The 18,206-nt window shown below is 42.0% G+C and carries 18 protein-coding genes; 10 read left to right on the forward strand and 8 right to left on the reverse strand.

The annotated features are described in order from the left end of the window. Positions 1-159: 159 nt before the first annotated feature. Positions 160-846, reverse strand: coding sequence for a YggS family pyridoxal phosphate-dependent enzyme (locus J2W55_RS04565; protein ID WP_310092458.1), 687 nt, complete (start codon positions 844-846; stop codon positions 160-162). 117 nt (positions 847-963) lie between these two features. Here J2W55_RS04565 and J2W55_RS04570 point away from each other — a divergent pair, with 117 nt between their 5' ends. Genes J2W55_RS04570 through J2W55_RS04580 form a run of 3 tightly spaced genes read left to right on the forward strand, consistent with a single transcriptional unit; the run spans position 964 to position 5,070 of the window. Beyond that, entirely contained in the window at positions 964-1,590 is a 627-nt protein-coding gene (locus J2W55_RS04570) for a DUF4296 domain-containing protein (protein ID WP_310092460.1), read from the forward strand. Next, complete coding sequence (locus J2W55_RS04575; RefSeq protein ID WP_310092462.1) at positions 1,590-3,953, forward strand: endonuclease MutS2; 2,364 nt, start codon at positions 1,590-1,592, stop codon at positions 3,951-3,953. The genes J2W55_RS04570 and J2W55_RS04575 overlap by 1 nt, the downstream gene beginning before the upstream one ends. A gap of 31 nt (positions 3,954-3,984) precedes the next feature. Beyond that, complete coding sequence (locus tag J2W55_RS04580; RefSeq protein ID WP_310092464.1) at positions 3,985-5,070, forward strand: SGNH/GDSL hydrolase family protein; 1,086 nt, start codon at positions 3,985-3,987, stop codon at positions 5,068-5,070. 10 nt (positions 5,071-5,080) lie between these two features. On the opposite strand, the gene J2W55_RS04585 is transcribed toward J2W55_RS04580, so the two are convergent. Then, positions 5,081-5,647, reverse strand: a complete 567-nt coding sequence (locus tag J2W55_RS04585; RefSeq protein ID WP_310092466.1) for a hypothetical protein — start codon at positions 5,645-5,647, stop codon at positions 5,081-5,083. Between the two features lie 202 nt (positions 5,648-5,849). Here J2W55_RS04585 and J2W55_RS04590 point away from each other — a divergent pair, with 202 nt between their 5' ends. The 3 genes from J2W55_RS04590 (at position 5,850) to J2W55_RS04600 (ending at position 7,687) form a co-directional block, all read left to right on the forward strand. Continuing rightward, a complete protein-coding gene (locus J2W55_RS04590; RefSeq protein ID WP_310092468.1) occupies positions 5,850-6,545 on the forward strand; it encodes a CoA transferase subunit A in 696 nt (231 codons plus the stop codon). A gap of 64 nt (positions 6,546-6,609) precedes the next feature. Next, the gene (locus J2W55_RS04595) at positions 6,610-6,960 is read left to right on the forward strand and encodes a four helix bundle protein (RefSeq protein ID WP_310092470.1); all 351 of its coding nucleotides are present in this window, start codon (positions 6,610-6,612) and stop codon (positions 6,958-6,960) included. Between the two features lie 70 nt (positions 6,961-7,030). Then, the gene (locus J2W55_RS04600) at positions 7,031-7,687 is read left to right on the forward strand and encodes a 3-oxoacid CoA-transferase subunit B (RefSeq protein WP_310092473.1); all 657 of its coding nucleotides are present in this window, start codon (positions 7,031-7,033) and stop codon (positions 7,685-7,687) included. 23 nt (positions 7,688-7,710) lie between these two features. Here the strand turns inward: J2W55_RS04600 and J2W55_RS04605 are convergent, their stop codons facing one another. The 4 genes from J2W55_RS04605 to J2W55_RS04620 all read right to left on the reverse strand — a co-directional run bounded on the left by J2W55_RS04605 (position 7,711) and on the right by J2W55_RS04620 (position 11,380). Next, on the reverse strand, positions 7,711-8,796 hold the full coding sequence (locus J2W55_RS04605) for an NHL repeat-containing protein (protein ID WP_310092475.1): 1,086 nt from the start codon (positions 8,794-8,796) through the stop codon (positions 7,711-7,713). A 156-nt stretch (positions 8,797-8,952) separates the two neighbouring features. Then, entirely contained in the window at positions 8,953-9,585 is a 633-nt protein-coding gene (locus J2W55_RS04610) for a uridine kinase family protein (protein WP_310092477.1), read from the reverse strand. Further along, the gene (locus J2W55_RS04615) at positions 9,578-10,597 is read right to left on the reverse strand and encodes a DPBB and LysM peptidoglycan-binding domain-containing protein (protein ID WP_310092479.1); all 1,020 of its coding nucleotides are present in this window, start codon (positions 10,595-10,597) and stop codon (positions 9,578-9,580) included. The genes J2W55_RS04610 and J2W55_RS04615 overlap by 8 nt, the downstream gene beginning before the upstream one ends. 21 nt (positions 10,598-10,618) lie before the next feature. After that, positions 10,619-11,380 (reverse strand): DUF4905 domain-containing protein, encoded by a 762-nt coding sequence (locus J2W55_RS04620; RefSeq protein WP_310092481.1) that lies wholly within the window; start codon positions 11,378-11,380, stop codon positions 10,619-10,621. A gap of 95 nt (positions 11,381-11,475) precedes the next feature. Between J2W55_RS04620 and J2W55_RS04625 the strand changes: the two genes are divergently transcribed. From J2W55_RS04625 to J2W55_RS04640, 4 genes are all read left to right on the forward strand, one after another. Continuing rightward, positions 11,476-11,955, forward strand: a complete 480-nt coding sequence (locus tag J2W55_RS04625) for a Dps family protein (RefSeq protein ID WP_310092483.1) — start codon at positions 11,476-11,478, stop codon at positions 11,953-11,955. 173 nt (positions 11,956-12,128) lie between these two features. Continuing rightward, positions 12,129-12,959 carry a 5-dehydro-4-deoxy-D-glucuronate isomerase gene (kduI, locus tag J2W55_RS04630; RefSeq protein ID WP_310092485.1) on the forward strand — a complete coding sequence of 277 codons (831 nt, stop codon included), beginning with the start codon at positions 12,129-12,131 and terminating at the stop codon, positions 12,957-12,959. Positions 12,960-12,990: 31 nt separating this feature from the next. After that, a complete protein-coding gene (locus J2W55_RS04635) occupies positions 12,991-13,809 on the forward strand; it encodes an SDR family oxidoreductase (protein ID WP_310092487.1) in 819 nt (272 codons plus the stop codon). A gap of 122 nt (positions 13,810-13,931) precedes the next feature. Next, entirely contained in the window at positions 13,932-14,714 is a 783-nt protein-coding gene (locus tag J2W55_RS04640) for a DUF4350 domain-containing protein (RefSeq protein WP_310092488.1), read from the forward strand. A 307-nt stretch (positions 14,715-15,021) separates the two neighbouring features. On the opposite strand, the gene J2W55_RS04645 is transcribed toward J2W55_RS04640, so the two are convergent. Both J2W55_RS04645 and J2W55_RS04650 read right to left on the reverse strand, forming a co-directional pair. Beyond that, entirely contained in the window at positions 15,022-15,213 is a 192-nt protein-coding gene (locus J2W55_RS04645; RefSeq protein ID WP_310092490.1) for a hypothetical protein, read from the reverse strand. A 201-nt stretch (positions 15,214-15,414) separates the two neighbouring features. Further along, positions 15,415-17,889: a DUF5686 and carboxypeptidase-like regulatory domain-containing protein gene (locus J2W55_RS04650; RefSeq protein WP_310092492.1), complete on the reverse strand. Its 2,475-nt coding sequence runs from the start codon at positions 17,887-17,889 to the stop codon at positions 15,415-15,417. Positions 17,890-18,206 lie beyond the last annotated feature (317 nt).

Here is an 18,206-nt window from a genome sequence, read left to right on the forward strand (position 1 = left end):
TGGTGGCCGTCCTTATGGTGAGCCCATCAACTTCCTGAAGGGGGAGTTTTTGACCGGTGTGGGCTGATATATTGTTATTATCCATGTTTTGTGCTTGTTAAGTATCCTGATGATCTGGGATGGATCCGGGATCTCAATTTCCGAGATACGAAATCAGGATCAATTATTTTTCCAGTGTTTAATAATCCGGTTGCCAAAAATAGTGCTTCCAACACGGATCATATTGCTGCCCTGCTCAATGGCCAGCTTATAATCTGCCGACATCCCCATCGATAAGGTATCAAAACTATCTACCTTTCTGAAATAACTTTGCTTAACGCCATCAAAAAAAGTCTTCAGCTCATAATATTCTTCCTTGATCTGCTTTTGGTTATCAGTATTGGTAGCAATACCCATCAGGCCACGTATACGGATGTTTTTAAACATGGCGAATTCTTCTGAGCGCAGCAGTTCAATGGCTTCATCAAAGCCAAGTCCAAATTTGGTTTCCTCGTCGGCAATATAAATTTGCAGCAGGCAATCAATCACCCGGCCGGCCTTTTCGGCGTGTTTATTTATTTCATGCAACAGTTTCAGGCTATCAACAGACTGTATCATAGTTACAAAAGCGGCAATATATTTTACCTTGTTGGTTTGCAAATGCCCAATTAGGTGCCATTGAATATCTTTTGGCAGTTGTTCATATTTCTCAACCATTTCCTGCACGGTGTTTTCGCCAAACAGGCGTTGCCCGGCATCGTAAGCCTGCTGCAGATCGGCGGCAGGTTTTGTTTTTGACACAGCCAATAAAGTTACACCTGCGCCCGTTTCTATTTTTAAGTTTTTGATATTATCTGCAATGCTCATTTATCCGTAAATTTGTCGTTGTAAAAAAGCCTCACCTTGTTCTCCCCAAAAAAGAGGGTTCAAAATAGGATTTAGGTGAGACAATTTTGCTTAATTAATCAGCCGCTAAATTACAGAATGCATAAATATTTAATCTTGTTTTTTTCAGTTACCCTTTTTTTATGTGCCTGTAAAAGCAATGGTGTCCCAAACGGGGTCATTAAGCCTGATGTTATGGCTAACCTGCTTGCCGAGGTCCACATCATTGACGGCAGTTTGTACAACGGCTTTCAAAGCCCGGATACTTTGTATAAATATGGCATGGGCAATTACCTGGCCACCTTCGAAAAGTACCATACCGATTCGGCCACGTTCAGAAAGAGTATGAATTATTACGCAACAGATCCTGACAAACTTTCAACGATATATGACCAGGTTGATGCTAAGATCAAGGCCCTGTCTGATTCTGTTAATCTTATTCAAACCAAAAAGCGGCAAGCCACGTTAAAAGCCGACTCGCTGAAAACAGATTCAATAAAAAAGGCGCAGAAAAAAATGTCAAAGGCCGAGTTAAGGGCTGACTCTTTAAAAAAGGTCAAAGAGCAAAAGTTAAAGGCCGCTCATATCGTGGATTCTTTGAAAAAGTTGCAGATAAAAATGCCAAAACCAGTACAAAGGATCGATTCTATTAAAAAAGCGATACGGCAAAAAAGAAAAGCCCATATTGCCGATTCTCTTAAAAAAGTTAAAACAAAAACATCCTGATGCTTTACCCAAAAAATAGTGTTGATAAGCTGGGGTTTACCGAGGTAAAAGAATTAATAAAAGCACATTGCCTGAGTGAAATGGGTCAGCAAATGGTTGACAAGATACAGGTGATGAGCAATTATGATCAGATATATAAGTTTTTAAACCAGGCCAATGAGTTTAAAAATATACTGGTTAACGATGCCGCGTTACCCATTCATCATTTTTTCGATATCAAATCCCTGGCCAATAAGGCCCGCATTGAAGGCGTATTTTTAACCGAAGAAGAATTTTACCAGGTGCAGGCCTCCCTGCAAACGGTGTTTGCAGTAATTGCCTATTTCAGCGAGCGCGAGAGGTTATATCCCAACCTCGAGGCTTTATTTGAGCACCTGCCCATTGAAAAAGCTATTCTTAAAAAGATTGATGCCGTTATTGATGCCAAAGGAAAAATAAGGCCCAATGCATCGCGCGAGCTTAATGAAATAACAATGGGCATTGCTAAGGCCGAGCAGGAAGCCCGCAAAAAGATAGATCATATATTTAAAGCGGCATCATCCAGCGGCTGGACCGCTGATGGCTCACTTACCGTGCGCGACGGGCGCCTGTGTATCCCCTTGCTGGCCGAAAATAAGCGCAAGCTTAAAGGTTTTATTCATGACGAGTCGGCATCCGGGCAAACCGTTTATATGGAGCCTGAAGAAGTGTTTACACTCAATAACCGCGTGCGCGACCTTGAATTTGAGCGCCGTCGCGAAATAGTTAAAATATTAACCGTTTTAACAGCCGAACTACGACCGTATACGCCGCTTTTACTATCATACCACAGCCTGCTTACCAAACTTGATTTTGTGCGTGCCAAGGCCTTGTTTGCCATTGATATTGAAGCCGAAATGCCGCAAGTGGTTAATGAGGCACGATTGAAATTGTTTAATGCCCGGCACCCGCTGTTATTCCTGAATTTTAAGCAGGAACAAAAAACGGTTGTGCCCCTCAACGTACATATAGACGATGCTACCCGTATCATCGTAGTATCAGGGCCCAACGCCGGGGGGAAATCGGTTTGTATGAAAACGGTTGGCTTGCTGCAAATGATGGTGCAGGCCGGTTTATTGATACCTGCCGCCGAGGCCAGCGTGGTGGGCGTATTCAAACAACTGTTTGTTGATATTGGTGATGACCAGTCGATAGAAAGTGATTTGAGTACCTATAGTGCCCACTTGAGTAAAATGAAAGCTTTTGTTGAGGATGCCAATGGCAAAACACTGGTGCTGATTGATGAGTTTGGTACCGGTACCGATCCGCAGTTTGGTGGCCCTATTGCCGAAGCCGTGCTGGAATCACTTAACCATAAAAAGGTTAGGGGCATGGTTACTACGCATTACTCCAACCTTAAAATATTTGCCAGCAATACTGAAGGGATAGAGAATGCCTCCATGCTGTTCAATAACGTGGAGATGAAACCCCTTTATCGGCTGGAAATTGGTAAGCCGGGCAGCTCTTATGCTTTTGAAATAGCTCAAAAAATAGGATTGCCTCCCAGCGTTCTTAACCTGGCCAAAAACAAAATAAGCGAGGGCCAGAAAAAGGTAGATACCCTGCTGGTTGACCTGGAACGCGAAAAACGGGAAATATTTGAAACTAAACAAAAGCTGGATAAACAGCAGCGTCGCGTTAACGAGCTGCAAGCCGAGAACGAAAAGTTAAAAAGTTATCTGGACGAAAATAAAAAGGTGTTGATCAGGGAGGCAAAGGAACAGGCCAAAAACATTATCCTGAATGCCAATAAATTGGTTGAGAACACCATATCTGAAATAAAAAGCAGTAATGCCGACAAGGAGAAAACCCGTACCCTGCGCGAAAACCTCAACATTGAGCTTAAAAAGAATACAGTTAAAACGGAACCCATAAAACAGAATGCTGCTGCTGATGAGGAACTTAAGCCCGGTGATTGGGTGAAGTTAACCGACTCTGAAACCACCGGACAAGTAATTGAACTGATCAAAGACAATGTGGTAATTGCCATTGGCGATCTGCGTACCGTTGCTAAAAAGAAACGGGTTGTAAAAGTTTCCAGGTCGTCAGTACCAAAGGATATCAGGAGGAATTTTAATTCGCATACAAGTGATTTTGCCAGCTTTAGTCCCGAAATAGATGTGCGCGGCATGCGTACCGAAGACGCGCTGCACGCCATTGAAAAGTTGTTTGACCGTGCCCTGATGATGGGTTTTAATAACCTGAAAATAATTCATGGCAAGGGCGATGGTATTTTGCGTAAAATGATCAGGCAATACCTTAAAAAATATGACCAGGTTGACCGTATGGAAGATGAACATGCAGACCGGGGCGGCGATGGTATTACGTATGTATATTTGAAATAACTTTTATAAATTTAAGCGGTAAACTTTTAAAATGCGTAAAATCTACTTTATAATCCTGTTCCTTAGTTTTAGTGTTGCGGCCAGCAATTGCACCGGGCAAAATCTTGTTCTTAAAAGCAAGGACCGGCATATCCGTTACACAGGCCGTATCAACCTCACTGATGAGGCCGCCGAACTCTACTGGACTGGTTCATCAATAAAAATTAACTTTAACGGTGCCGGGGTTTCGGCCTTGTTGCAGGACGAACGCGGCGACAATTATTTCACGGTAATAGTAGATGATAAGGTGGTTAATACCATTCACCTGGATAATACCAAAAAAGTTTACACGCTTGTGGAAGGTTTGCCGGCCGGACCGCATAGCCTGGAGTTATTTAAACGTACGGAATGGGAAATGGGGAAAACTGTTTTCTATCAGTTTATTTTGGCCAAAGAAACAAGTATTTTGCCGGCACCCGAGCCTAAAAAACGCCGCATGGAGGTTTTTGGAAACTCTATTACCTGCGGCTATGCTGTGGAAGACACAACGGGAAAAGACAGGGGCAGTGCGCCGTACGAAAACGGTTATATAGGGTACGCTGCCATTACCGCCCGCCATTTTGATGCCGATTATGTTTGCACCTCCAAAAGCGGCATTGGTGTTCTGGTAAGCTGGTTCCCGCTTATTATGCCCGAAATGTATAACCGGCTCGATCCGACAGACCCTACCAGTTTGTGGAATTTTTCGAGATATACACCCGATCTGGTGGTTATTAACCTGTTTCAAAATGATTCATGGATAGTTAAATTACCCGATAATCAACAGTTTAAAGAAAGGTTTGGAACTAAAGCACCCGAACCAGCCCAGATCGTCAAGGCATACCGCGACCTTGTGAAAAACATCCGCAAAAAATATCCTAAAGCACAAGTCATTTGCGCGCTTGGCAGTATGGATGCCACCAAAGAAGGTTCGCCATGGCCCGGCTACATAGAAAAGGCTGTTGCCGAGCTAAATGACAAGAATATTTATACTCATTTTTTCCCTTATAAAAATACAGGAGGACATCCCAGCGCCAAAGAACAGCAAGCTATGGCCGATGATTTGATCAGCTTTATTGACAAAAAGATAAAATGGTAAGCTACTAAAGCTATTCCCCAACCTTTTGCTGATCCGGAGTTTCATTAGGGCCGGGAATGTTTACCTGCTTTTTATCGCTATTGCCGTCGTCATCAGCCGTTCCTTCGCGGTAAGGCTCCTGCGGATTTGGTCTTTGGGCCGGTGTGTTTTCTTCATTATTACTTTCCGGTTGCTCGTCAGACTGCCCGGTTTGGGTAGTGGCATCCATCACCTGCCCATAGTTTGATTGTCCTGCCTGGTTAGGATCTGTAAAATTGCTGTTTTCGGGGTGTTCTTCGGCAGGTTGGGTCCGCCTGAAATATTCGTTGGTATAACCTGCTGTTTGCGATGGATTGGCTTTATCATCGCCAGAGGGGGTAATATTGTTGCTGCCAAAGCTTTGCCCGCCCATGCCCCTGCTTTCCATGCCTGGCGCATCCTGTTTCTTCATATCATCTTTTGATGTAGGGTAGCCATGTTGCAGGTCTTCTTCTGTAAGATCACTATCATCGTCAACACGATAAGCATTGGGTTTGTTACTTGTTTGTTCCTGCTGATCTTTATCATCATCATAGAACTCATTATTTTCAAGTGTCATAGATTTTGTATATTAATGTATAATTATAATGCCTGAATTTTTCAATTGTTTTAATTATTTAACTTAAAAGATAATGGAAAGAGCTTCCATGGTCATTTAACGAGGAATCATCATATGCCTGATCTTTTATCATTGATGCATCGGTTCCGCTGTCTTTCTTCCGGCTTATTTTAAGTATTTTTGAAATAACCAATTATTAAATATGAATAAAATAGTTAGTGGTGCTGATGAGGCCATCCGCGATATTGAGGATGGAATGACATTGATGCTGGGCGGTTTTGGATTATGCGGCTTGCCCGAAAATTGTATAGCCGCCCTTGTTAAAAAGAAGGTAAAGCAACTTACCTGTATATCGAACAATGCCGGGGTTGATGATTTTGGTATCGGCCTGATGCTGAAACAGCGACAGGTAAAAAAAATGATCTCTTCATACGTAGGCGAAAACGCGGAATTTGAAAGACAGTTACTTAGCGGTGAACTGGAAGTTGAGCTACTGCCGCAGGGTACGCTGGCTACCCGCTGTATGGCTGCCGGGTACGGCATGCCCGCTATTTTTACCCCGGCTGGTGTTGGCACCGAGGTAGCCGAAGGTAAAGAGGTGCGTAACTTTAATGGTAAAGATTATTTAATGGAGCTGGCCTTTAATGCCGATTTTGCCCTGATAAAAGCCTGGAAAGGCGATACTATGGGTAATTTGATATACCGGTCAACCGCCCGCAATTTTAACCCTGTAATGGCCATGGCCGGTAAGGTAACCATTGCCGAAGTTGAAGAGCTGGTGCAACCCGGCGAGCTTGATCCTGATCATATACACACCCCGGGCATATATGTGCATCGTATTTTTCAGGGTAGAAATTACGAAAAGAGGATAGAGCAACGAACGGTGAGGGCAATTTGAAAATTAAGCAATTTGAAGATCTGAAAATGAAAGGCAATGACTTGGAAACAAAGTAAATTAATTAATGAGAGACGATAAGGAAAACTTGATTGTCAAATTAACATTTGAGTTTGCGTTAGATATCATTGAGTTTTCCGAAGAATTAGAAGCTAATAAAAAGTTTGCCATTGCCAGACAAATTATCAGGTCAGGTACTTCAATAGGCGCAAACGTTCGTGAAGCTCAAAATGCTGAAAGTAAAAATGATTTTATACATAAACTAAAGATAGCTGCTAAAGAAGCTGATGAAACAGAATACTTTTTACTGCTTTGTAAATCTTCTAAAAGCTATCCGTTTAACGAAACATTGATTGGTAAATTAAAGGCGATCATTAAAATTATATCAAAGATCATATCAACTTCTAAAAGTAATTAGTCAATTGGAAAATAGATTTTTAATCAATCATTTTCAAATTTTCAAATCAACAAATTTTCAAATTAATAACATGCTTGATAAAACTGGAATAGCAAAGCGAATAGCTAAAGAAATAAAAGATGGTTATTATGTTAACCTGGGTATAGGTATCCCTACGTTGGTGGCCAACTACATACCCGAAAATATGGATGTGGTGCTGCAGTCAGAAAATGGCTTGCTGGGCATGGGGCCGTTTCCGTTTGAAGGGGAGGAGGACCCGGATGTAATTAACGCGGGCAAGCAAACCATTACCATGCTGCCGGGATCGGCCATATTTGATTCGGCCATGAGCTTTGGTATGATACGGGCCAAAAAAGTTAATCTGACCATACTGGGTGCCATGGAGGTATCTGAAAACGGTGATATAGCCAACTGGAAGATACCCGGTAAAATGGTGAAAGGCATGGGAGGTGCTATGGACTTGGTGGCATCGGCCGAAAATATAATTGTTGCTATGCAGCATGTGAACAAGGCGGGCGAGTCAAAACTGCTGCCGCAATGTACATTGCCTTTAACCGGTGTTCGCTGCGTTAAAAAAATAGTAACTGAATTAGGTGTATTTGACGTTTTGCCCGAAGGTGGTTTTAAACTGCTTGAACGCGCGCCCGGCGTAAGTGTAGAAGACATCAAAAAAGCCACAGCAGGGAAACTGATCATAGCCGGAGAGGTTCCCGAAATCGTTATTTAAAATGAGGAGAGAGCTTATTATTACTATTTGTATTTAGTGATCTTACGTACCACAAAGTTGTAGTAATTATAGCTTTCAGGAATGTAAATTGCATTTTCATGAATACAAATTGAAGTTACATCGGTAAACAGTGATATGCTATATTCTTCATATGGGTTGGCATTTTTGCTATAGATATTTAAAGGGGTTTCAACTCCGTTTGTGCCCCAATGGGTAATCTTATTGCTGCGGTGAAGTATAAATATACTTTCATAAGGCGAAAGATTGAAGTTTTTGTCTCTTTTTGCTATAGCTATATTCCTGATATAATCATCGCGCGTGCCGACATAATTTAATATGTATTTTGTACTTACACTACCGGTTAGGGTTACTTTTCTAATCGTTTGTCCAGTAAGATTGTTTTCATTTCCGTCAATCACCCATAATAAGCCATCGGCGGATAGCCTTATGCTGGTTGGATTTGTAAAGTGTGCCTGTTGCCCGGTGCCATCAGCGCTGCCAATAGCAGTGGCACTGCCGGCTAAGGCCGAGCAAACGCCCTGAGGCGTTACTTTTAACACCTGGTGTAAACCAATATCAGTAATATAAATAGTTCCGTCATCACTTAAGGCCAGGTCGGTGGGCTCTTTTAGTTGCTGGCCGGTTATGGTTAAATAATGTATAACACCATCTGGCGTTATTCTGCCAATGCCGTATTTATTGTTGTTGTAGCCAACAATATAAATATCACCATTTTTTGCAGCTTTTATTCCTGCGGTATTTACCGGGCCGCCAAACTGACTTACAACACCTTGCGGTGTTACCTTGCTTATGCCAACGTAATTGGTAAAACTACAGGTAACATAAAGATTCCCTTTGGGGTCGCTGCAAATTTTAATTGCGGATTTAATGGGTACAGGATTTGTAGAAGTACGGGGTGTTAAAATTCTTTGAAACAGGGAATCGCCAGCTGAGGTGGTTAACACGCTCACATTGTTTTTAGCGATAGCGTTTTGAGATGAGTCTGCTATTTGTGGCTTTATTGATTCCGCTTTTTTACAGCTTTGCCATATCAGTAAACATAAAACACCGCTTGCAAACAGCGCGTATTTACAGGATAAGCTTTTCATAAAGTATTTAAAATTGGGTTTACCTATCAAAAATACCTGTTAAAGCAGCTCTTAAAACATGTTTATTAATTATGTATATTAAAATGATTAATTTAACAAAAGGAGAAATAATATGAGCGATTAATTTAAATAGACCGGACGGGAAACATCAATTTTTTAAAACAATTTTTTTCTTAGCTCGGCAGATATTTCTTGAGTTACAGCAATAATATCCTGTGCTACGTGGCTGTTATTGGTAATAATCCTGTCGCATTCGTCTTTGTAGGGCAATAGGTACTCTTTGTAAGCAGGCACTACATGGTTCATCCATTTATACATCACATCATCATGTGAATAGCCGCGTTCAATCAGGTCGCGCTTAAGACGGCGCTGCAGTGCTACATCTTCATCAGCATCAATAAAAACCTTGAAGTTAAGCAGGTTTGATATTTCCTTAAAATGCAGAATGAATAAGCCTTCTACAATTAAAATGGGAGCTGGCTTTATTTCCAGTATTTTAGGTATAGCAGCAGGATTGTTAAAAGTATATTCGGGCTTAAATATAGTTTCCTTATTTAAAAGTTTGCTTATATCCTGTTGAAAGTGCTCATGATCAATAGTGCTTGGCAAATCAAAATTATACAGCTTGTTTTCTTCGGCCGTCATGTTATGGGCTACCGGAAAATAATAGTCATCTTGCGACACCAGGCACACTTCATCGGCGCTAAAATGCTCCAGAAAGCATTTCAAAAAAAAGGTTTTGCCGGATCCGCTACCGCCGGCAATTCCAATGATATAAGGTTTATTCATTCGGGCTACCGTAGCTGATATTTACGTGAATGCGTTTATCTAAAGCACCTAATGCATCGGCAGTGTTCTTGGTCATCACAATAAGCACATCCTTAGTGGCTTCACTTTCTGTAAAACGGCCAACAACCTTTGCATATGTGGTATGGTTATTCATTGGGTTTGTAATTTTAATTACGGTACCGATAGGAGCTGTACGGTGCAGCACCAGTTCTTTTTTAGGGTCAAGGCTGGTATCATCTATCCAGGTGGCTACGCCGGTTTCATTCTTTTCGTACAGGCCATATTTGTTGGCCTTTAGCTTATTGCCCGCACTGTCAATAGCTGCAACGGTGGAGTCCTGTTGTTTTATTGCATCCTGCTGCACTACCGGTCTTTCATCAGCTGGCAGGCCGGTACGTACTTTTATTACCTGTCCGGGCGCAAGGTTGGTTGAGGTTAAGTTGTTCAGTTTGGTAATATCTTCAACCGAAGTGCCAAAACGTTTGGCTATTGAAAAAAGCGTTTCGCCGGCTGATACCTTGTATTGTTGTACGTTATCGGTATTCACGGTTTTTTGCGGGGTTGTATCGGCAGCTTGTGTTGCAGTGGTTGCCGGTTGCTGTGCGGGCGCCTGGGTTTGCTGCTGTACCGCAGCAGGCTTGGTTTGTTGTTGTGTAACCGGTTGTTGTGCCGCGGGCTTGGTTGGCTGCTGTGCTGCAGGTTGTTGAACCTGTTGCCTGGTTTGCTGGGCTGCCGATGGGGTGGCAGTTTGTACAAATGATTGTTCTGTTGGTACTTTTATAATACCGCCAATTTTAAGGGCGGCATTATTATTAAACTGAATAACGGCTTTGGGGCTTACATTATACCGGCGGCCGATTGAGTAATAATTGTCTTTAGGATCAAGCTTATGCAGGATGATCTTTTTGCCATTCTGATTTTCAACTCCTACTGAATCGGCAGCGGATTTTGCAAAAAGGGATATAGAGAATGTAAGTAGGGGAGCGATCAATAATAAAATCTTTAATTTCATAATAAATTATAATACAGTAACTTATAAGTTTAAAACTATTAATGCCGATCTTTCTTTTAAGTAGACCAGGTTATTCTTATGTACTACAAACGCCTCCGGTTGCAATTTTTGTATATTGCTGTTCAACAAATCCTGATAAACAATTGCACCCTCGTTGTTGATAATAAATAAGTGTTGTTCTATCTTTTCCTGAAAAAATGTGTGCAAAGATACAATTCTATAATTATTGTGCTCCATATAATGCACCGTATTTCCATAAGGTTGGGCAGGCAACTGTAAATTATTAAAAAAATCAGCGGACAATAACTGCGGGCTCACAATATGGTTATGCAATAAATAATCTGCCAAAGGTTCGTAATTCCTTACGGTTTGGCCGGTTTTAATATCAGCCAAAAATAATTTGGGTGGTTGTACCTGGGTATTATAAACAACCGGACCATTTACTGATAAATGATCAAGGGCCAGTGTATAATTGCTCCACAGCGTTTTGCCGCTGGCATCAATGGCCATAAGGCCTTTGTGCGTCGGCCCGGTTGCCGATTGGTAATTATGCAGCAGCAGTACGCCATCATAAGCTGCCTCTATGCCGGTAAGCCAACGCTCGGGCGTGGTAAGGCCCTTAAAATTAACTTGGCCGTTAAATAGGTTTACAGCGCCAAAAGCTACTTTTTTTTCTTCGCTGTTTCTTAATTCAACAAATAACGAAGCGCTTTTTTCGTCAATTTCCATACGCCAAACCGGCCAGTCAAATTGTTCATGAATAAAAGGTAGCAACTTTGTCATAAAGTACACAAATATGAATATTAAAATCAAATCTCCTTATATTTACCAAACATTGCTACTAAGCCGGTGTTAACATTTAAAATCACTATTTACACATGAATGCGAAAGAAATAAGTCTTGAAGAAGGTAAAGTAAAACCTGTTGTTGACCATTTGAATGATCTGTTGGCCAATTACCATATTTACTATCAGAAAGTACGCGGATGCCACTGGAATATTAAAGGTCAAAATTTTTTCACTTTACATTTAAAGTTTGAAGAACTATATACTGCTGCACTAACAACCATTGATGAACTCGCAGAAAGAATCCTTACTTTGGGCAAACCGCCCTACAGCACCTTTAAAGATTATATTGAAACATCACAAATTAAGGAAATACAAACCATTGGTTTAAAAGACACTAAAATGGTTAAGGCTATTATTGACGACCTTGCTATTTTAATTGCAAAAGAAAGGGAGATATTGGACATTACCGCTGCTGCAGGCGATGACGGATCAAACGATATGGTGAACGCTTTTATGCAGTTTAACGAAAAAAATACCTGGATGCTGCGCTCGTTTGTTAACGAAGACTAACGAATAAGCACTCTTAAATTATCCGGAGCCGCTGATGTACAATCTGCGGCTTTTTTTATTCCGGTTATTTAGGCGCAAATGAATGAGCGCAATCGTTTGAGTAGAATAAACCGCCGAATACTTTTGATTTAATGAAGATACATTGTAGAATTGCCTAACCAAATAACAATGCCTTGAAAGTAATACATAGCGTACACCCTGAAGATTTTAAAAGCTATCAGACCACACAGATCAGAGAACGGTTTCTGATTGATCAACTGGTACAAACCGATAAGTTAAACTGTACTTACACACATTATGACCGAATGATAGTGGGTGCTGCCTATCCTGTAAATAAACCAGTTGAGCTGCAGAACTACCCCAATTTACGGGCTGAGTATTTTTTGGAGCGCCGGGAAATAGGTATTATTAATGTAGCCGGCGATGGCGAGGTTACCGCCGACGGAAAAACTTTCCAGGTAAACAAGCTCGACTGCCTTTATATAGGTAAGGGAGCAAAAAGTGTCACCTTTGCCAGTAAAAACAGTGCGCAGCCTGCGGTGTTCTATATCCTGTCGGCCCCGGCCCACGCGGTGTATCCTACCACATTAATGACCAATGACGATGCTGCCAAAGTGCACACCGGCTCAAATGAAACGGCCAATAAACGTACCATCAATAAATACATTCACCTTGAAGGCATTAAAAGTTGCCAGTTGGTAATGGGCCTCACTATACTGCATGAAGGCAGCGTGTGGAACACCATGCCTGCTCATGTGCATGACCGCCGCATGGAGGCTTATTTTTATTTTGATGTGCCTGCCGGTCAAAAAATATTCCATTATATGGGTGAGGGACAGGAAACGCGGCATATCCTGATGGATAATTACGACGCGGTGGTATCACCGCCATGGAGTATACACTCGGGCAGCGGTACTGCGAGTTATAGTTTTATATGGGGCATGGCAGGCGAAAACCTTGACTATACTGACATGGACCCTATTGCCATTCCCGACATCAGATAAATTCAATCCATTACCTAAAAAACATAATACATTGGAAAATCCATTTTCATTAGCCGGCAAAGTGATTGTAGTTACCGGCGGTACAGGAATACTTGGCGACGCGTTTGTAAACGCCATAGTTGAAGCCGGCGGAGCAGTAGGTATACTGGGACGTAAAAAAGAGATAGCAGAAGAACGGGCCGATGTCATTAATAAAAATGGCGGCAAGGCTATTGCCTTGGTTGCCGATGTACTAAATGAAGACGAGCTGATAGCGGCTAAAAATAAAATTGTAGATGCATTTGGCCAGGTTGACGGCTTGGTTAACGGCGCGGGCGGCAATATGCCCGAAGGTGTTCTGGCACCTGAGGAAGACATTTTTAAAATGAACATAGCAGGGATGAAGAAAGTAATGGACCTCAACACCTGGGGAGCTATTATACCGACACAGATATTTGGCGAGGCTATTGCTAAGACAGTTGGCGTGGGCAGTATCGTAAATATTTCGTCTATGAATTCAAAACGGGCCATTACCAAGGTATTGGGCTATAATATTGGCAAAGCCGCGGTTGATTGCTACAACCAATGGTTTGCGGTGGAGCTGGCAAACCGCTATGGCGACAAGATAAGAATGAACGCGCTTGCACCAGGCTTTTTTCTTACCGAGCAAAATCGTTACCTGCTTACCAAAGCTGAAGGGGGTTATACACAAAGAGGTGAGCTGGTGATCAAACAAACTCCATTTAAACGTTTTGGCCATGCCGATGAGTTAAAAGGTGCTCTTACCTGGTTACTGAGCGACGCGTCTGCTTTTGTAACCGGATCAATGATTTGTGTTGATGGCGGATTTTCTATATTCGGAGGAGTATAACTAAAACATTATGGGTTATTCCCGAACCTATTTTATTAAAACTAATTGAGGCATAACACTGTTTAAATAGTTTAGATCGTTATCGGGGCCTCTACTTAATTACCACATTTAAGCACGTTTTTATGAAACTCAAAGTAACCATCATAACGCTGTTGGTGAATGCTGGTCTAGTTGCCAGTGCCCAAACAGTTACGCTCGATTATTATTTTAACCACGAGGTGCATAAAAATGCCGAAGGGCAGCCGGTGCGTTTTCATTATTTATGGACGGATAAGGAAAACACTGGCTTCTCCATTTTTGGCGATGCGTTTACAACAGCGGGCGCTAAGTTAGATACGCTTAACCAAGCACCCACCACTGATAATTTAAAGGATGCTGCCATCTACATTATTGTTGATCCTGATAGTAAAAAGGAAAGCCCGTCGCCAAATTACATCCAGCCAAATGATGTTGAGCAAATTGCCAAGTGGGTAAAAAAAGGCGGTATATTATTGCTGATGGCAAATGATAGTGCCAATGTCGAATTACCACACTTTAATACGCTGGCTGCTAAATTTGGTATGCACTTTAATAATGATTTGCAGAACCATGTAATTGACGACGCTCATTTTGAAGATGGCGCGGTAAAAACAACAGGTAACCCGGTGTTTAAAACGGCCGGTAAAATATTCATGAAGGATGTATGCTCTATAAGTACAAGCGGTACTGCCGTCCCTGTTTTGAAAAACAATAATGGCGCCACTATCATTGCTTCTGCGAAATATGGTAAAGGGACTGTTGTTGCCGTAGGCGATCCATGGTTATACAACGAATATACTAACGGCAGGCTCCCGGCCGGTTACGAGAATGATAAAGCTGCCGATGACATAGTGCAGTGGTTATTACAACAGATATCAAATAAATAACTGGTAATAAATAAGACTTTTTTATTCCGACCTGCCCCTTGGAGGCGTGTTAGCGGTGCAGTGCAACTATATTTTATAACCTATACCTGACACAAGACTCCTTGTAAAATATAGCCGCAAATTGTATATTTGTGTTAAGTAACTGTTAGGTAACGGCAGTTTATTATTTCCTGTGGTGTAATGGTAACACTTCTGATTCTGGTTCAGACGATCGTGGTTCGAGCCCATGCAGGAAAACCCAACTGGGCAAGCATGGATTTTCATCGCTTGCCTTTTGTTTTTTATCATGTAACCTGCTGTTAGTCTGCTAAATAATTTCTGCAATCTCATTTATCCGGGCGGTTCTATCTATCAATTTTTCAAAGATGAATTTTTCCGGAAACATCGAACCAACTAATTCACGGTTTAATTTATCATCTTCCAAGCCAATTAAGCCATTGATTGAGGACAATGCAGTTATAACTCGGTTTAAATCGTCTTCAATACTGTGAGTGGCCATGGAAAACCAGCTGTTACAATAATTATGACATTGACGGAAATGGTACAGCTAATTATGCTTATTCAGCACAATCGCTGACTAACGAATCCTCGCCCACAGCTGCACCTATTAGCAACAAACCGCTCTCTATACAAGAATGAGTGGTCATTCGTCCTGGAATATCCACCAATTGGCGATAACGAAAAATAAGTTTCATTGGTTTTAAAATTCAGGTTGGAAACTGAATTTGATGCTGAAGATGCGCGCGCCGGGTTGGTCAAGATAAGTGTAGCGGCGAATGAGGTCGATCCGCAAAAATTTAAAAATATTGCCTATGCCGGCCCCGGCTTCAATATACGGTTTACTGCCAAAGGTGTAGGTGCCGTTGGAGCTGTTGGTTGCAGCGGGTAAGCGATAAAGGCCTGTGCTTTGTGCCGGATCGTTTTCGGCACGCAGGCCACCGTACAATACTTTGGCAGAGATGAATTCCCGCCATTTTAGGTGCTTGATTAGCGGGACTTTGTTTAACAGGAAACCGTTAAAGGTGTGCGTAAGGTTAAGGCCTAAGTAGTGATCGCTCACAAATTCAAGATAGTTCATGGCATTATAAGCATCTCGCTTATAGGCGAGCGATTGATTGGCGGGGCTAATATTGAGCAAGGGAAAAGGCACTTTGCCCAGCACATAGCCGCCGAGCAGGGTAACATCCGTAAAACCCGCCTGAGAGAGATAAAAACGTTTATAAATGTTAATGCCAAAGTCGGTATATGCATAATTGCCACCAAGGCTACGGTTAATAAGAAGGTCATAAATAGGATAAGGGTTATGGATACTATGCCGCGTGCGGCTGCCCTGAATAAGCTCTTCATGCGGCGCATAGCGTAAGTGAAGGTTTAGCTCGCTGGTAGTTAAATTGTTCACCAAGCTGCCATCATCATTTTTTTGATAAACCAGCGCTGCAGCCGGTGTTTGCCGCCAGTTTTTATAACCCAGAATGTACGAGAAATGATTTTCGAAATCACGGAAGTATTGTAGCTCAAATATTCTACTATATAGCCAATAATTGGTTTTTCCGGTTTGAAAAGATGAGAATGCTGTAGCACGGTTGGTTACCGAAAAAGTATGACCAGGCACATCTACATCATATAAATAGCTTACCTTAAAATAATTATTAGGAAAACGGTAGGGCGCTGTTTTATTTAAAGAAAAATAAGCGATTGCATTCCCTTTTACCCGATGGTCTTTAGTGCCATAGGCGCCATATCCCTCAAAATAAAAGTTGCTATCCAGCAGTGGCGTAGTTCGTCCGCCCAATTCCAAATGCAAGCCTTCCTGGCTATTAAAAGATAAAAAATGTGCAATTGGTCCGATTTGCACCGGCCCGGTATCGGCATAACCTGCCGTAAGAGTAGACAGCCACCACATTGTTCTTTTGTAAGACGGCATCTGTTCCAGTTTGTACAACTTTTCGTAAACCTGTGCCTGGCCTTTGCTAAGCGTATCAAAACCAGCTTTGCCCATAGCCACCTGTAAAGCCTCACCCTGGTAAAATGCCACAGTTTGCGGCATGCCGATTTTGTAGTTACGATATATCACCTTACGCTCACCAAATACACCCCAGCCTTTTTTAGTCAGTCCAAAATCTGCCTTAACCCTGCTGCTGGCCAGTTCATACCTGCCGTCAGTTTGCCGGGCAAAATCTAACAGCACATCAAAGCTTCTTACGAAATTTACATTAATCTTCCCATTTAGCCTTAATTCACAAGCGGTTACTGCAAAACGCCCATCCAGCGTTACAACCAACTTACCCTCAAATAACAGATCTCCTTTTGCGCGTGGCGTAAAAGCGAGCTCCACCTGTTTACCCATAGCTGTGCTAATGGTATCCGTAATAAAAAATTTATAATAATTTGGCGCATGATCCGCTATAGGGCTCAAAAACTCGTTAGCTATAATAAAGAGGTTATTTTCATAAATATCCACCTGATGGCCATACAATTGGTTTACATAAAGTTTAACCCCCGCGGTATCAATAAACTGCAATATGTTAACGCCTTTATAGGCTTTCTGTATCTGTATTTTCTTCTCCGGCTCCTTTCGAAAATAAATGTCCGACAGCTTTTCTTCCAGCAACACCGGCATAAAAGTTTGCCCCTGCACAGTATCCAACATAAACTTATATTGGCTAAAAAATTTACTCTCAACAACTTTCTGCGGTAAATTAAAAAAAGATAGCCCCATTCGTTCATACTGCTCATATTGCAAATAAGCTGCAGACTCTGCGCGGTTCTCCTGCTTATGATCGATCACTTGCTGGATGAGCGCGACTGCCGGGTTTCCTTTGTTGCGATAACGCTGCCCCCTCACCGAGGTTATCGTTACATTTGCCAGCTGATTGGCATCCCGCTCAAGCAATACTTGCAATTTATTCGCTTGCCCGGGTACAATTACTTTGACGGTGGGTAAATAACCAACATGCGAAAATGCTACCTGTGTAAACCTTGCTGCCCCGGACAGCCGAAACCGCCCCAACGAATCTGCCCGTGTGCCAACATTACTGCCTGCAAAAGTCACTGAAACTAATGCAAGGGGCTCTCCACTCGACGCATCTACCACTTGTCCTGTTACTAACGTCTGGGCTTCGGCCCATAAGCCTGATATTGAAATGCATATCAAAAAACAAAGACACAAACGCATGGTTAATTAACCGTTTCTGTGAAAATATGTTTTTACCTTAAAAAGCATTTAGATAGTGTTCACATTCTTTTGACCTAACAACCTGTAAAAAACCAATATATTCTTTAACCTGGATAAAACTGATGGTGCCACCTTCGTATTGGATACCATCTATATAATCGGTATTCACACTCGATATAGTGCTGGTTTTTCACAGTTTCCTGCCTGCGGCGTCATATGTAAAGGAGTCTGTGCCTGTAGTTGTAGTTGCCGTTTGTAGTAAATTAAGCAGGTTATAGCTGATATTGGTGACCGCCCTGCTGGCGTCGACCTTCATA

Source organism: Mucilaginibacter pocheonensis (assembly GCF_031456535.1).
GTDB classification, from domain to species: Bacteria; Bacteroidota; Bacteroidia; order Sphingobacteriales; family Sphingobacteriaceae; genus Mucilaginibacter; species Mucilaginibacter pocheonensis.